The sequence below is a fragment of the Enterobacter sp. 301B genome (genome assembly GCF_003850715.1).
GTDB lineage: Bacteria > Pseudomonadota > Gammaproteobacteria > Enterobacterales > Enterobacteriaceae > Enterobacter > Enterobacter intestinihominis.
In genome coordinates this window covers 70,606-83,208 of the sequence record NZ_PQTC01000009.1, presented here as the reverse complement: position 1 = coordinate 83,208, position 12,603 = coordinate 70,606, and the positions used below count along the sequence as shown (strand labels likewise).

Genomic DNA, 12,603 nt, shown 5'->3' with positions numbered 1-12,603 from the left:
GGATGGCGCACTCCTCCCCTCTGACTGAAGCAATGGACGCATCATGATTAGCGTATTCGATATCTTCAAAATCGGTATTGGTCCTTCCAGCTCTCACACCGTCGGACCAATGAAAGCCGGTAAACAATTCACGGATGACTTGATTGCACGCGGCATTTTGCACGACATCACCCGCGTGGTTGTCGATGTATACGGTTCCCTTTCCCTGACCGGTAAAGGCCACCATACCGATATTGCCATTATCATGGGGCTGGCGGGTAACCTGCCGGATACCGTTGATATTGACTCCATTCCTGGCTTTATCCAGGACGTGAACACCCATGGTCGTTTGCTGCTGGCCAACGGCGAGCACGAAGTTGAATTTCCGGTTGACCACTGCATGAATTTCCATGCGGATAACCTGTCGCTGCACGAAAACGGCATGCGCATTACCGCGCTGGTCGGCGATAAAGCGGTTTACAGCCAGACGTATTACTCCATCGGCGGCGGGTTTATCGTCGACGAAGACCATTTTGGTCAAACCAACGGCTCCGCCGTTGAGGTGCCGTACCCGTACAAAAACGCGGCCGATTTACAGCGTCACTGCCAGGAGACAGGCCTTTCTCTCTCCGGCCTGATGATGAAAAACGAGCTGGCCCTGCACAGCAAAGAGGAGCTGGAACAGCACTTCGCAAACGTCTGGGAAGTGATGCGCAGCGGCATTGAGCGCGGGATCACCACCGAAGGCGTGCTGCCGGGGAAACTGCGTGTTCCGCGTCGTGCGGCTGCGCTGCGTCGCATGCTGGTCAGCACCGACAAAACCACCACCGACCCGATGGCCGTTGTCGACTGGATCAACATGTTCGCGCTGGCGGTGAACGAAGAGAACGCCGCGGGTGGCCGCGTCGTCACCGCGCCAACCAACGGGGCGTGCGGCATTGTTCCGGCGGTCCTGGCGTATTACGACAAGTTTATCCGTGAAGTAAATGCAAACTCACTCGCGCGGTATATGCTGGTCGCCAGTGCGATTGGCTCACTGTACAAGATGAACGCCTCGATTTCCGGCGCAGAAGTGGGCTGTCAGGGTGAAGTGGGCGTAGCCTGCTCTATGGCGGCGGCGGGTCTGGCCGAATTGCTGGGCGCAAGTCCTGCGCAGGTTTGTATTGCGGCGGAAATCGGCATGGAACATAACCTGGGGCTGACCTGCGATCCGGTCGGCGGTCAGGTCCAGGTGCCATGCATCGAGCGTAACGCCATCGCCTCTGTGAAAGCGGTGAACGCGGCCCGTATGGCGCTGCGCCGCACCAGCGAACCGCGCGTGTGTCTCGACAAGGTTATCGAAACCATGTACGAAACCGGTAAAGATATGAACGCCAAATACCGCGAAACCTCCCGCGGTGGCCTGGCGATGAAGATCGTTACCTGCGATTAAGCCTCTCAGGAAGCCTCGTTTTGCGAGGCTTCTTCCTGTTTTCCCCACCATTCATAGTTTCATGCTGCGCTCAGTGTTACCCTTCCCCCATTAGACAGAAGGGAGATTATCTGTGGCCGTTCATTTGCTTATCGTCGATGCACTTAACCTGATTCGCCGTATTCACGCGGTACAGGGCACCCCCTGCAAGGACACCTGTTTACACGCGCTGGAGCAGCTCATTCGCCATAGCGAACCCACCCACGCTGTTGCCGTATTCGACGATGAAGCACGCAATACCGGCTGGCGGCACCAGCGCCTGCCGGACTACAAAGCCGGGCGTGCGCCGATGCCGGACGATCTGCACGCCGAAATGCCCGTTATACGCGCGGCCTTTGAACAGCGCGGCGTTCCGTGTTGGGGCGCACACGGTAATGAGGCTGATGATTTAGCCGCAACGCTGGCGGTTAAAGTGGCAAGCGCCGGGCATCAGGCGACTATCGTTTCAACCGACAAAGGCTACTGCCAGCTGCTCTCTCCAACGGTCCGCATCCGCGACTACTTCCAGAAACGCTGGCTGGACGCGCCATTTATTGCCAGCGAGTTTGGCGTATCGCCTGAGCAATTGCCGGATTACTGGGGGCTGGCGGGGATCAGCAGCTCCAGAGTGCCGGGTGTCGCCGGTATTGGACCCAAAAGTGCCGCACAGCTGCTGACGGAGTTTCAGAATCTGGAAGGGATTTACGCAAGGCTTGAGGAAGTGCCGGAAAAATGGCGCAAGAAGCTGGAGGCGAATAAAGAGATGGCGTTTATCTGCCGGGAAATCGCAACGCTACAGACGGATTTACAGCTGGACGGGAATTTACAGCAGTTAAGGTTAGAACGTTAAAACAACTACACGATTTTGTAGGCCCGGTAAGCACAGCGCCACCGGGCGTTACAAACGTTATCGCTCGTCGCGACGCCCACCCACGGCCGCCCACCAGCGACGGATATGCACCGTCACTTCTTCACGGTCGTGATACAGCTGACGCGCCTGGATTTCCGCATTAATCCCGTGTTCGTCCAGTTGCTGCTGAATATAAGCCAGGTTCTGCGACACCTCTTCGTAACGCTTTTTCATCGGCAGCTTGAGGTTGAAAATCGTCTCACGACACCAGCCGTTCACCAGCCAGGAGGCCATCAGCGCCGCGACTTTTGCCGGTTTTTCTACCATGTCGCACACCATCCAGGAGATGTTGTTACGGGTAGGACGGTAGCGGAAACCATCTTCACGCAGCCAGGTGACCTGCCCGGTGTCCATCAGGCTTTGCGCCATCGGGCCGTTATCCACAGACGAAACCCACATGTTGCGTTTCACCAGCTGATAGGTCCAGCCGCCCGGGCACGCGCCAAGATCGACGGCATACATGCCGTTTGCCAGACGTTCGTCCCACTCGTCCGCCGGGATAAAGACGTGGAACGCCTCTTCCAGCTTCAGGGTTGAACGGCTCGGCGCGTCTGACGGGAAGCGCAGACGCGGGATCCCCATAAAGAACGGCGAGTTATTGGTGGTATACGAGTAGCCGGTGTAGCAACATCCTGGCGCAATAAAGAAGATATGCACGACTGGACGCTTTGGCGTTTCGTAGTTTGTCAGCACTCCCGCATCACGCAGTGCCGCGCGGAGCGGCACGGTAAACTTACGGCAGAACTTCATCAGCTCTTTGCTTTCATTGGTGTCAGCCACTTCCACGCGCAAATCGCCGCCCTTCTCCACCACGCCCTGCAACAGGCCAACAATCGGCGTGATGCGATCTTCCGGCGGAAGATCTTTCAGCAGTTCGCCCGCGACAAACATCTGACGGGCGAAAATCAGCGAGCTGAACGGCAGTTCGCGCGCCAGCTTGTCGGCATCATCAGGCTGATAGCATTCAAATACCACATAACCCGCGTTCTCTTTGACGCGAGCGAATCCGAAGACTTCACGCTTCGCCGCTTTATCGGTGATTTCCGCGGCGCACTCTTTCTCAAACCCCGGGCGACAATATAAAACAACCTTATTCATGAACAACGCCCTTGCGTTTCAGACGGATAGCTCCGATAAACATTAACACCCAACCCGCCAGGAAGCTGACGCCGCCGACAGGTGTAACAAACGCCCACAGGCGTAAATGCGACAGCGCCAGACAGTAGAGACTGCCGCTGAACAGTACGGTACCCAGCGCCAGAAAGACGCTGCTCCAGTAAAACCAAATGCTGATACGGCGCTGCATCGCCACCGCCAGCCCAAAAATTGCCAGCGTGTGGAACGCCTGATATTCAAGGCCGGTCTGGATCCAGCCCATCTCCACAACGCCCAAAGACTTGCTTAAGACATGCGCGCCAAACGCGCCCAGAGCTACAAAAATAAAGCCACTCACCGCGGCGAAAATCAGCATGAATCGGCTGGTCATGTTTAAGTCCTGAATTAATGCGTGCCCGGCACACAAACGTTATTGTTCATACCTGAAGCGGAATTTTTCTTGCTCGCTTGCCGCTTTCGCCAGTATCCACTGCCGGAAAGCGGCTATTTTACCCAGTTCTGCCTGACTGTCATGACAAACCAGATAAAATGCATTCTTGCTGACCAGTACATCGTTAAATGGGCAAACCAGACGGCCTGCCTCAATTTCGGACTGCGCCATGACGTTATTCGCTAATGCCACGCCCTGCCCGTGAATGGCAGCCTGTAACACCATCGCGCTGTGGCTAAAAATGGGCCCCTGCTGCACGTTTATATGATTAAGACCTAACTGGCGGGTATAAGTTTGCCAGTCGCGACGCGACGCATCGTGCAAAAGCGTGTGTTGCGCCAGATCGGCGGGCGTTTTGAGCGCTTTCTCCCCCGTCAGCAGCAGTGGTGAACAGACCGGCAGCAGATATTCTGCGTATAATTTTTCAACACGCAAGCCCGGCCAGTTACCGCGACCGTAAAAAATCGCCACATCCACATCGTCTGCAAGCTTGTCTTCCTGACGGTCCACCGCCTGGATTCGGACATCGATTCCCGGATAAGTTGAGTTAAAGCTTGAGAGTCGCGGCACCAGCCACTGAATGGCAAAACTGGGCAATAAACTCACAGTCAGGGCGCCTTTTGCGCTCCGTGCCTGAAGCTTACGGGTGGCTTCCGTCAGCTGGGAGAAAATCTCTTTAATATCCTGAAAATAGCTCTGCCCTTCTTCGGTCAACAGCAACGAACGGTTGCGGCGACGGAACAGCTTAAGCCCCAGAAAATCCTCCAGAGACTTGATTTGATGACTTACTGCGGCCTGTGTCACAAAAAGCTCATCGGCTGCGCGGGTGAAGCTGAGGTGGCGTGCTGCTGCATCAAAAACACGTAATGCATTTAGGGGTGGCAATCGCTTGGACATGGTTATCTGGCTTAGATGTTAACGAGATTTAACATATAGGAAACAACGTTTAACCTATTAGTTTTTTTTATCTGAGCCATTATAATTTGTCCGTTGAGGAACTACCAGCAAATACCTATAGTGGCGGCACTTCCTGAGCCGGAACGAAAAGCTTTTTTTGGAATGCGTGTTCTGAAGGGCTTTTGGCTTACGGTTGTGATGTTGTGTTGTTGTGTTTGCAATTGGTCTGCGATTCAGACCACGGTAGCAACGCTACCAATTTTTCACTTCCTGTACATTTACCCTGTCTGTCCATAGTGATTAATGTAGCACCGCCAACTTGCGGTGCTTTTTTTTCGCTTATCTAACTGTTAATGCTCGATTTCCTTCATCTCTTTCACGTCACTGCGATTGATCTGCTGTTTGTTCCCGTTAGCATCTTTATATGAAATCATCCCGGTATCATTATCGGTTGTCGGTTTCCCTTCAGAGACGATAGATCGACCATCGTTGGTATGCATTACGTAGTTATTACCAGAACATGCGCTCAGGGCAAAGGTCAACGCACAGGCAGAAATGATTGCAGCTGTCTTTTTCATGATTATTCTCCTTTAGCAATTAATGCTATTCAAACCTCGATTTATAACAGGCTAAAACATCCGCCTAACACTATTTAGCATAACCTGCTTTTTCAGACTCGCCAGGATAAGCAGACAAATCTGATAGATATCAACTTCCTTGCCCTGCCGATGAATTTGCGCGACGATCGTAGAATCGATATGAGGAATTCCATGAACGCTTTCAGTCCTGCGCAGTTTCGCGCACAGTTTCCTGCGCTGGCCGATGCCGGCATTTATCTTGATAGCGCCGCCACGGCCCTTAAGCCGCAGGCGGTGATTGAGGCAACCCGCCAGTTTTACAGCCTGAGCGCCGGGAACGTGCATCGCAGCCAGTATGCCGACGCGCAGCGCTTAACGGCGCAATACGAAGCCGCACGGGATCAGGTCGCGCGCCTGATCAATGCTGACAGCGGTAAGAACATTGTCTGGACTCGGGGCACTACCGAGGCCATTAACATGGTGGCGCAATGTTACGCGCGTCCGCTGTTGCAGCCCGGGGATGAGATCATCGTCAGCGAGGCGGAACACCACGCCAACCTGGTGCCCTGGCTGATGGTGGCCGAACAAACCGGGGCACGGGTTGTAAAACTCCCGTTGGGTACAGACTTCCTGCCTGACGTGGCGCGTCTGCCTGAGCTGATTACGCCGCGCAGCCGTATTCTGGCGCTGGGGCAGATGTCCAACGTCACCGGCGGCTGTCCGGATCTGGCGCGCGCCATTGAGATTGCCCATGCCAGCGGCGTGGTAGTAATGGTCGACGGTGCGCAGGGTGTGGTGCATTTTCCGGCTAACGTTCAGGCGCTGGATATCGACTTCTATGCCTTCTCAGGGCATAAATTGTACGCGCCAACCGGTATCGGCGCGCTGTACGGCAAACCTGAACTGCTGGCCCGGATGACGCCGTGGCTCGGCGGCGGCAAGATGATTACCGAAGTCACCTTCGACGGTTTCAAAACGCAGGATGTACCTTACCGCCTGGAAGCCGGTACGCCGAACGTGGCAGGGGTTATCGGTCTGAGCGCAGCGCTCGAATTTCTCGCAGATACGGACGTGGCTCAGGCTGAAAGCTGGAGCCGGGGCCTGGCGACGCTGGCAGAAGAAGAGCTTAAGAAACGCCCCGGGTTTCGCTCGTTCCGCGTCCAGGACTCCAGCCTGCTCGCCTTTGATTTTGCGGGCGTACACCATAGCGACATGGTGACGCTGCTTGCCGGATACGGCATTGCCCTGCGCGCAGGACAGCACTGCGCCCAGCCGCTGCTGGCGGCCATGGGGGTGAGCGGTACCCTGCGCGCCTCGTTTGCACCGTACAACACAAAAAGTGACGTCGACGCGCTGGTTTCCGCCGTCGACCGCGCCCTGGAATTACTGGTGGATTAATGACAAGTTCAGCCTTAGCCGGGCATCCGTTCGGCACCGTTATCACTGAAGAGACGTTAAAACAGACCTTCGTCCCGCTCACGCAGTGGGAAGATAAATATCGTCAGCTGATCCAGCTGGGCAAACAGTTGCCCACGCTGTCAGACGAACTGAAATCACAGGCGAAGGAGATAGCTGGCTGCGAGAACCGCGTCTGGCTTGGGTTTAGCATATCCGGTGAGAAACTGCATTTCTTCGGCGACAGCGAGGGACGCATTGTTCGCGGTCTGCTGGCGGTGCTGTTGACCGCAATCGAAGGGAAAAGCGCCGCAGAGCTGCTGGCGCATTCTCCGCTGGCGCTGTTTGATGAGCTGGGACTTCGCACGCAGCTTAGCGCCTCGCGCGGTCAGGGACTGATTGCGCTAAACGACGCGGTGCTGGATGCCGCCCGTCAGGCTCAGGCCTGACGTTCCGCCTTCGCCATCATCTTCTTCAGGGCGTGAGAGACCGCCACAAAGCCGAAGGAGGCGGTCACCATGGTGGCCGCTCCAAACCCTGAGGCACAATCCATCCGCTTTGGCCCTTCCGCTGTGCTTTTCATTGCACAGACCGAACCATCCGCCTGCGGATAAACCAGCGCTTCTGTCGAGAACACACAGTCCACGCCCAGCTTGCCTTTACTGTTCTTCACCACGTTGAAGTCGCTTTTTAAGCGCTCGCGCAGCTTAGCAGCCAGTGGATCCTGAATGGTTTTCGCCAGATCTGCCACCTGGATCTGCGTCGGATCAATTTGTCCACCCGCGCCGCCCGTTGTCACCAGCGGCACCTTGTAACGACGACAGTAAGCGATCAGCGCCGCTTTTGGCCGCACGCTGTCGATGGCGTCAATCACATAGCTGTAGCCTTTGCTCATGTACTCCGCGACGTTATCTGCCGTCACAAAGTCGTCAATCACCGTTACGCGGCACTCCGGGTTGATGAGACGAATACGCTCCGCCATCACCTCGGACTTCGCCAGACCGACGTTATCACGCAGGGCGTGGATCTGACGGTTAGTGTTAGTGACGCAGACGTCATCCATATCAATCAACGTAATTGCGCCAATGCCGGTTCTCGCCAGCGCTTCTGCCGCCCACGAACCCACGCCACCAATGCCCACCACGCAGACATGCGCATCCGCGAACAGTTGCAGGGCTTTTTCACCGTATAACCGTGCCGTGCCGCCGAAACGCTGGCGCCAGGCATCGCTGATTACCACAGACATAAAACCTCAGATGTAAAAAGGGTGAGGTATTCCTCACCCTGAACCGTAATCCGTCTTGCGCTCAGAATACCACACTCAGCCGCTAAATACGTTCCCGGTACCCGGCGCTGTCTTCAGCACCCACACGCGCCCGTAGTGGTTATACCAGCCTGCACGGTGCCCTGCATCCGGGCCGATGCCCTGGTAAATATCGAAGTGCTGACCTTTAATCGCCCCGCCCACGTCCAGCGCCACCATCAGGCGTAATTCATACTTGCCGTTGAATTTGCCGTTATTGTCGAGGAGAGGGACTTCCGCCAGCAGCGTGGTACCCGCCGGGATAATCGAACGATCCGATGCCACAGAAGCGCGGCCAATCAGCGGGACGGCGCTCGCCCCTTTCACCGGCGCAAAGTTCTGCGGTTTGAAGAAGACAAACGATGGATTCTGCTCAAGCAGCTCACGCACTTCCGCTTCGCTGTGTTTTTCGCCCCACTCGCGGATCGCCTGCATCGACATATCTTCTCGTTTCACTTCACCACGGTCGATGAGCACCTTACCGATGCTGCGATAGGCATGGCCGTTTTTCCCGGCATAGCTAAAGAAGTTCAGCGGCGAGCCGTCGCCAAAATCAATATAGCCGCTGCCCTGCACGTCCATGATGAAGTTATCCATCAGCGAGTTGCTGTAGGCCAGCACGTAATTTTCGCTAAGCGCACCGGCATAGATTTCAGCGCGGGACGGGAGACGACCGCGTTTTGGCGGCATGCGGTAAATCGGATACCGGAATTCGCCCTGACGCGTGTGTCGTGCCTGGACAACCGGGGTGTAGTAGCCGGTAAACTGAACGTTACCGTAGTTATCCGCCCCTTCCATCTGCCACGCGTCAATACCAAACTGGCGCATATTGCGCGTATCACCGCCAGCACGCAGCCAGTCCTGCACTGCACTATAAACGTTGTTCTGTGAGCCATACAGGCGCGGCGACGCTTTGCGGATCTGGTACACCTGCTCGGAGAAATCCCCGGCATTGATTGGAGCACCCACGGCATCTGGCTGGTTAACTAAAGAGAAAGGCTGGGATAACTTCCCGTCTTTATACTGTTGACCGCGATCGGTCGGTTTGGAAGAGCAGGCCGCAAGAATCGCTACCATTGCGCCTGTCATCAGATACTTCACCCAACGTCCTTTCATTATATCTCGTCTTTTAGTTGCCCAATTCCGCGTGATGAAGATAACAAACCCACCGTGGTAATGAAATGCGATCGCCTTCCCTTTGGCAAATTCTGGACAAAAAATAGTCCAAAGTGGCTATTCCCGTTCATTTTGCATACAAAATAATGAATTATGCGAAAAAGGGGTTGCATCACAAACCTATCCGAGTATAGTGCGCTTCCACGGACGCGGGGTGGAGCAGCCTGGTAGCTCGTCGGGCTCATAACCCGAAGGTCGTCGGTTCAAATCCGGCCCCCGCAACCAATTAAAATTTGATGAAGTATCTTCTACGACTGTAGAAAGACGGACGCGGGGTGGAGCAGCCTGGTAGCTCGTCGGGCTCATAACCCGAAGGTCGTCGGTTCAAATCCGGCCCCCGCAACCAATCAAATTTGAAGAAGTAAGTTTCTACAAGTGTAGAAAGACGGACGCGGGGTGGAGCAGCCTGGTAGCTCGTCGGGCTCATAACCCGAAGGTCGTCGGTTCAAATCCGGCCCCCGCAACCAACACTTCTTAAAACAATAAACACCCTTAAGGGTGTTTTTTTGTATCTGCCGTTTGTGAAAGTGCCGGGCGAGATACCCGGCGTAATACCCTATCCCCGCCGCGCCAGCGTTTCCCCGTCTGAGAAATAGGCCCGAATACCCGCCAGAATCGACTCCGCCACTTCCTGCTGGAATTTAGCCGTCTTGAGCTTGCGTTCCTCTTGCACGTTACTGATAAACGCGGTTTCGACCAGAATGGACGGAATATCTGGCGCTTTTAGTACTGCAAATCCGGCCTGCTCGACGCTGTTTTTGTGCAGCTTGTTGACCCGGCCCAGTTTGCCCAGCACCGCTTTACCAAACTTCAGACTGTCGGTAATGGTCAGCGACTGCACCATATCAAACAGCGTATGGTCGACGTAACGATCCCCGCTTTTACTCACGCCACCGATTAAATCCGAGGCGTTCTGCGTGTCCGCCAGGTATCTCGCGGCGGTACTGGTCGCCCCTTTCGTTGACAGGGCAAACACCGACGATCCGCTCGGCTGGCGGCTGGTGAAGGCATCCGCATGAATAGAGACAAACAGATCCGCGCGCTGCTTCTGCGCTTTCGCCACGCGGACCTTCAGCGGGATAAAGACATCTTCGTTGCGCGTCATGTAGGCGCGCATATTGCCCTCTTTGTCGATTAACGCCTTCAGACGACGGGCAATTTGCAGCACCACATCTTTTTCGCGGGTGTGATATTTCCCAACGGCGCCGGAATCTTCTCCGCCGTGGCCAGGATCGAGCATGATCACAATCGGACGATCGCGCCCCGCCCTGCCAGGCTTAGGACCACTTTGCGCAGGTGGGACCTGCCGCTGGAGATCGCCTTTGTTGTAATCTTCAAGTAACGCCAGGAGCGGATCCTGAATATCCGTTGCATTCGCCGGATAGAGATCCATTACCAGGCGCTCCTTAAAGGCAGCAACAGGCGCAAGGGCAAAGAGCTGCGGTTTCACGTTCTGCTTCAGCTCAAACACCATGCGCACGGTTTGCGGATCGAACTGCCCGACGCGCGCCGATTTGATAAAAGGATCGTCGCCACGGATCTGCGCCGCCATGCCTTTAAGCACGGAGTTGAGATTCACACCTTCGAGATCAACCACCACACGTTCAGGATTGCTGAGGGCAAATTGTTTGTATTTCAGCACGCGGTTAGACTCGACCGTCACGCGCGTATAGGTCGACGACGGCCAGACGCGCACCGCGACTACCTGGCTTGTGGCGGCAAGACCCACCTGGCTGACGCTAAGCAACCACATCGCCCCGGCCCCTTTTAACAGGCGGCGGCGGCTTATTGCTGAATTGGATCCCGACATGCTTCTCCCGAGCAAGAAATCTGATTGATGAACAAAACGCCCAAATTGACCGAAAACTTTAACGAATGACGCATAAACTGTCATCTATAAAAGGGTAAACAATCATACGTTAACGCACGGATTACTTATTATTTTCTGTGGGTCGCAGAAAATTTTGGCTTGCACACGCGGCCACAATCGAATAAAAATACATAAATAACGAATAAACATTCATTAAGGGTTGTGTCATGGTTAAGGAACGCAGAACCGAACTGGTCCAGGGATTCCGCCATTCTGTTCCCTATATCAACACCCATCGGGGCAAAACCTTTGTCATCATGCTTGGCGGTGAAGCCATTGAGCATGATAACTTTTCCAGTATCGTCAATGATATCGGCCTGCTGCACAGCCTCGGCATCCGTCTGGTGGTGGTGTATGGCGCACGTCCGCAAATCGAAGCCAACCTGGCCGCCCATCACCATGAGCCGATCTACCACAAACATACCCGCGTGACGGATGCGAAAACCCTCGAACTGGTCAAACAGGCGGCGGGTCTGTTGCAGCTCGATATCACCGCCCGCCTGTCGATGAGCCTGAGTAATACGCCGCTGCAGGGCGCGCACATCAACGTGGTGAGCGGCAACTTTATCATCGCTCAGCCGCTCGGCGTGGACGATGGCGTGGATTACTGCCACAGCGGCCGCATCCGGCGCATTGATGAAGAAGCCATTCACCGCCAGTTAGACAATGGCGCGATCGTCCTGATGGGACCCGTTGCCGTTTCCGTAACGGGTGAAAGTTTTAATCTGACCTCAGAAGAGATTGCCACCCAGCTGGCCATCAAGCTTAAAGCGGAAAAAATGATCGGCTTTTGCTCCTCACAGGGTGTCGTGAACGATGAGGGCGTGATTGTGCCAGAACTTTTTCCGAATGAAGCCCAGGCGCGCGTCGAAGCGCTGGAAGCACAAGGCGATTACTATTCCGGTACCGTGCGTTTTCTGCGCGGCGCCGTCAAAGCGTGCCGCAGCGGGGTACGCCGCAGCCACCTGATCAGCTATCAGGAAGACGGCGCGCTGTTGCAGGAACTGTTCTCCCGGGACGGGATCGGTACGCAGATCGTAATGGAGAGCGCCGAGCAGATCCGCCGTGCCACCATCAACGATATCGGCGGTATTCTGGAGCTGATCCGTCCGCTGGAACAACAGGGCATTCTGGTTCGCCGCTCCCGCGAGCAGCTGGAGATGGAGATCGACAAGTTCACCATCATCCAGCGAGATAACCTGACCATTGCCTGTGCGGCGCTTTATCCGTTCCCGGAAGAACAAATTGGCGAAATGGCGTGCGTTGCCGTGCACCCGGATTACCGTAGCTCCTCGCGGGGGGAACTGCTGCTTGAACGCGTGGCGGCACAGGCGCGCCAGATGGGTCTGAGCAAGCTGTTCGTGCTCACCACGCGCAGCATTCACTGGTTCCAGGAGCGCGGCTTCACGCCAGTGGATATTGATTCTCTGCCGGAAAGTAAGAAAGAGATGTACAACTACCAGCGCCGCTCGAAGGTGTTAATGGCGGACCTGGGATAA

The 12,603-nt window shown here is 55.4% G+C and carries 12 protein-coding genes and 3 tRNA genes; 8 read left to right on the top strand and 7 right to left on the bottom strand.

Features of this window, described 5'->3' with window-relative positions:
* Positions 1–43 precede the first annotated feature (43 nt).
* Together C3451_RS12090 and xni are read left to right on the top strand one after the other, a co-directional pair.
* Positions 44–1,411 carry an L-serine ammonia-lyase gene (locus tag C3451_RS12090; RefSeq protein ID WP_022649219.1) on the top strand — a complete coding sequence of 456 codons (1,368 nt, stop codon included), beginning with the start codon at positions 44–46 and terminating at the stop codon, positions 1,409–1,411.
* A 112-nt stretch (positions 1,412–1,523) separates the two neighbouring features.
* Positions 1,524–2,279, top strand: a complete 756-nt coding sequence (xni, locus tag C3451_RS12085; protein WP_032626021.1) for a flap endonuclease Xni — start codon at positions 1,524–1,526, stop codon at positions 2,277–2,279.
* A 57-nt stretch (positions 2,280–2,336) separates the two neighbouring features.
* Here xni and rlmM read toward each other — a convergent pair whose 3' ends face one another.
* From rlmM to C3451_RS12065, 4 genes are all read right to left on the bottom strand, one after another.
* A complete protein-coding gene (gene rlmM / locus C3451_RS12080; RefSeq protein WP_022649221.1) occupies positions 2,337–3,437 on the bottom strand; it encodes a 23S rRNA (cytidine(2498)-2'-O)-methyltransferase RlmM in 1,101 nt (366 codons plus the stop codon).
* The gene (locus C3451_RS12075; RefSeq protein WP_003862756.1) at positions 3,430–3,825 is read right to left on the bottom strand and encodes a DUF423 domain-containing protein; all 396 of its coding nucleotides are present in this window, start codon (positions 3,823–3,825) and stop codon (positions 3,430–3,432) included. Before C3451_RS12075 ends, rlmM begins: the two co-directional genes overlap by 8 nt.
* A gap of 39 nt (positions 3,826–3,864) precedes the next feature.
* Complete coding sequence (gene gcvA, locus C3451_RS12070) at positions 3,865–4,782, bottom strand: glycine cleavage system transcriptional regulator GcvA (protein WP_022649222.1); 918 nt, start codon at positions 4,780–4,782, stop codon at positions 3,865–3,867.
* A gap of 350 nt (positions 4,783–5,132) precedes the next feature.
* The gene (locus C3451_RS12065) at positions 5,133–5,360 is read right to left on the bottom strand and encodes a YgdI/YgdR family lipoprotein (RefSeq protein ID WP_015571738.1); all 228 of its coding nucleotides are present in this window, start codon (positions 5,358–5,360) and stop codon (positions 5,133–5,135) included.
* A gap of 192 nt (positions 5,361–5,552) precedes the next feature.
* Here C3451_RS12065 and csdA point away from each other — a divergent pair, with 192 nt between their 5' ends.
* Both csdA and csdE read left to right on the top strand, forming a co-directional pair.
* On the top strand, positions 5,553–6,758 hold the full coding sequence (csdA, locus tag C3451_RS12060; RefSeq protein WP_045620850.1) for a cysteine desulfurase CsdA: 1,206 nt from the start codon (positions 5,553–5,555) through the stop codon (positions 6,756–6,758).
* On the top strand, positions 6,758–7,204 hold the full coding sequence (csdE, locus tag C3451_RS12055; RefSeq protein WP_045620849.1) for a cysteine desulfurase sulfur acceptor subunit CsdE: 447 nt from the start codon (positions 6,758–6,760) through the stop codon (positions 7,202–7,204). Before csdA ends, csdE begins: the two co-directional genes overlap by 1 nt.
* Here csdE and tcdA read toward each other — a convergent pair.
* Together tcdA and mltA are read right to left on the bottom strand one after the other, a co-directional pair.
* Complete coding sequence (gene tcdA / locus C3451_RS12050) at positions 7,195–8,001, bottom strand: tRNA cyclic N6-threonylcarbamoyladenosine(37) synthase TcdA (RefSeq protein ID WP_006811804.1); 807 nt, start codon at positions 7,999–8,001, stop codon at positions 7,195–7,197. The genes csdE and tcdA overlap by 10 nt on opposite strands.
* Positions 8,002–8,076: 75 nt before the next feature.
* On the bottom strand, positions 8,077–9,174 hold the full coding sequence (gene mltA, locus C3451_RS12045) for a murein transglycosylase A (protein ID WP_045620848.1): 1,098 nt from the start codon (positions 9,172–9,174) through the stop codon (positions 8,077–8,079).
* A 208-nt stretch (positions 9,175–9,382) separates the two neighbouring features.
* On the opposite strand from mltA, the gene C3451_RS12040 reads away from it, so the two are divergent.
* The 3 genes from C3451_RS12040 (at position 9,383) to C3451_RS12030 (ending at position 9,701) form a co-directional block, all read left to right on the top strand.
* Positions 9,383–9,459: transfer RNA gene (locus C3451_RS12040), tRNA-Met, on the top strand.
* Between the two features lie 44 nt (positions 9,460–9,503).
* Positions 9,504–9,580 (top strand) — tRNA-Met (locus C3451_RS12035).
* Positions 9,581–9,624: 44 nt separating this feature from the next.
* Positions 9,625–9,701, top strand: a tRNA-Met gene (locus C3451_RS12030).
* An 89-nt stretch (positions 9,702–9,790) separates the two neighbouring features.
* Here the strand turns inward: C3451_RS12030 and amiC are convergent.
* Positions 9,791–11,044: an N-acetylmuramoyl-L-alanine amidase AmiC gene (gene amiC / locus C3451_RS12025; RefSeq protein WP_022649226.1), complete on the bottom strand. Its 1,254-nt coding sequence runs from the start codon at positions 11,042–11,044 to the stop codon at positions 9,791–9,793.
* 227 nt (positions 11,045–11,271) lie between these two features.
* Between amiC and argA the strand changes: the two genes are divergently transcribed.
* Positions 11,272–12,603: an amino-acid N-acetyltransferase gene (gene argA, locus C3451_RS12020; RefSeq protein WP_063139182.1), complete on the top strand. Its 1,332-nt coding sequence runs from the start codon at positions 11,272–11,274 to the stop codon at positions 12,601–12,603.

Coding starts and splice junctions, on each gene's coding strand:
- C3451_RS12090 (WP_022649219.1), top strand. CDS start 44: ATGATTAGCGTATTCGATATCTTCAAAATCGGTATTGGTCCTTCCAGC.
- rlmM (WP_022649221.1), bottom strand. CDS start 3,437: ATGAATAAGGTTGTTTTATATTGTCGCCCGGGGTTTGAGAAAGAGTGC.
- C3451_RS12075 (WP_003862756.1), bottom strand. CDS start 3,825: ATGACCAGCCGATTCATGCTGATTTTCGCCGCGGTGAGTGGCTTTATT.
- gcvA (WP_022649222.1), bottom strand. CDS start 4,782: ATGTCCAAGCGATTGCCACCCCTAAATGCATTACGTGTTTTTGATGCA.
- C3451_RS12065 (WP_015571738.1), bottom strand. CDS start 5,360: ATGAAAAAGACAGCTGCAATCATTTCTGCCTGTGCGTTGACCTTTGCC.
- csdA (WP_045620850.1), top strand. CDS start 5,553: ATGAACGCTTTCAGTCCTGCGCAGTTTCGCGCACAGTTTCCTGCGCTG.
- csdE (WP_045620849.1), top strand. CDS start 6,758: ATGACAAGTTCAGCCTTAGCCGGGCATCCGTTCGGCACCGTTATCACT.
- tcdA (WP_006811804.1), bottom strand. CDS start 8,001: ATGTCTGTGGTAATCAGCGATGCCTGGCGCCAGCGTTTCGGCGGCACG.
- mltA (WP_045620848.1), bottom strand. CDS start 9,174: ATGAAAGGACGTTGGGTGAAGTATCTGATGACAGGCGCAATGGTAGCG.
- amiC (WP_022649226.1), bottom strand. CDS start 11,044: ATGTCGGGATCCAATTCAGCAATAAGCCGCCGCCGCCTGTTAAAAGGG.
- argA (WP_063139182.1), top strand. CDS start 11,272: ATGGTTAAGGAACGCAGAACCGAACTGGTCCAGGGATTCCGCCATTCT.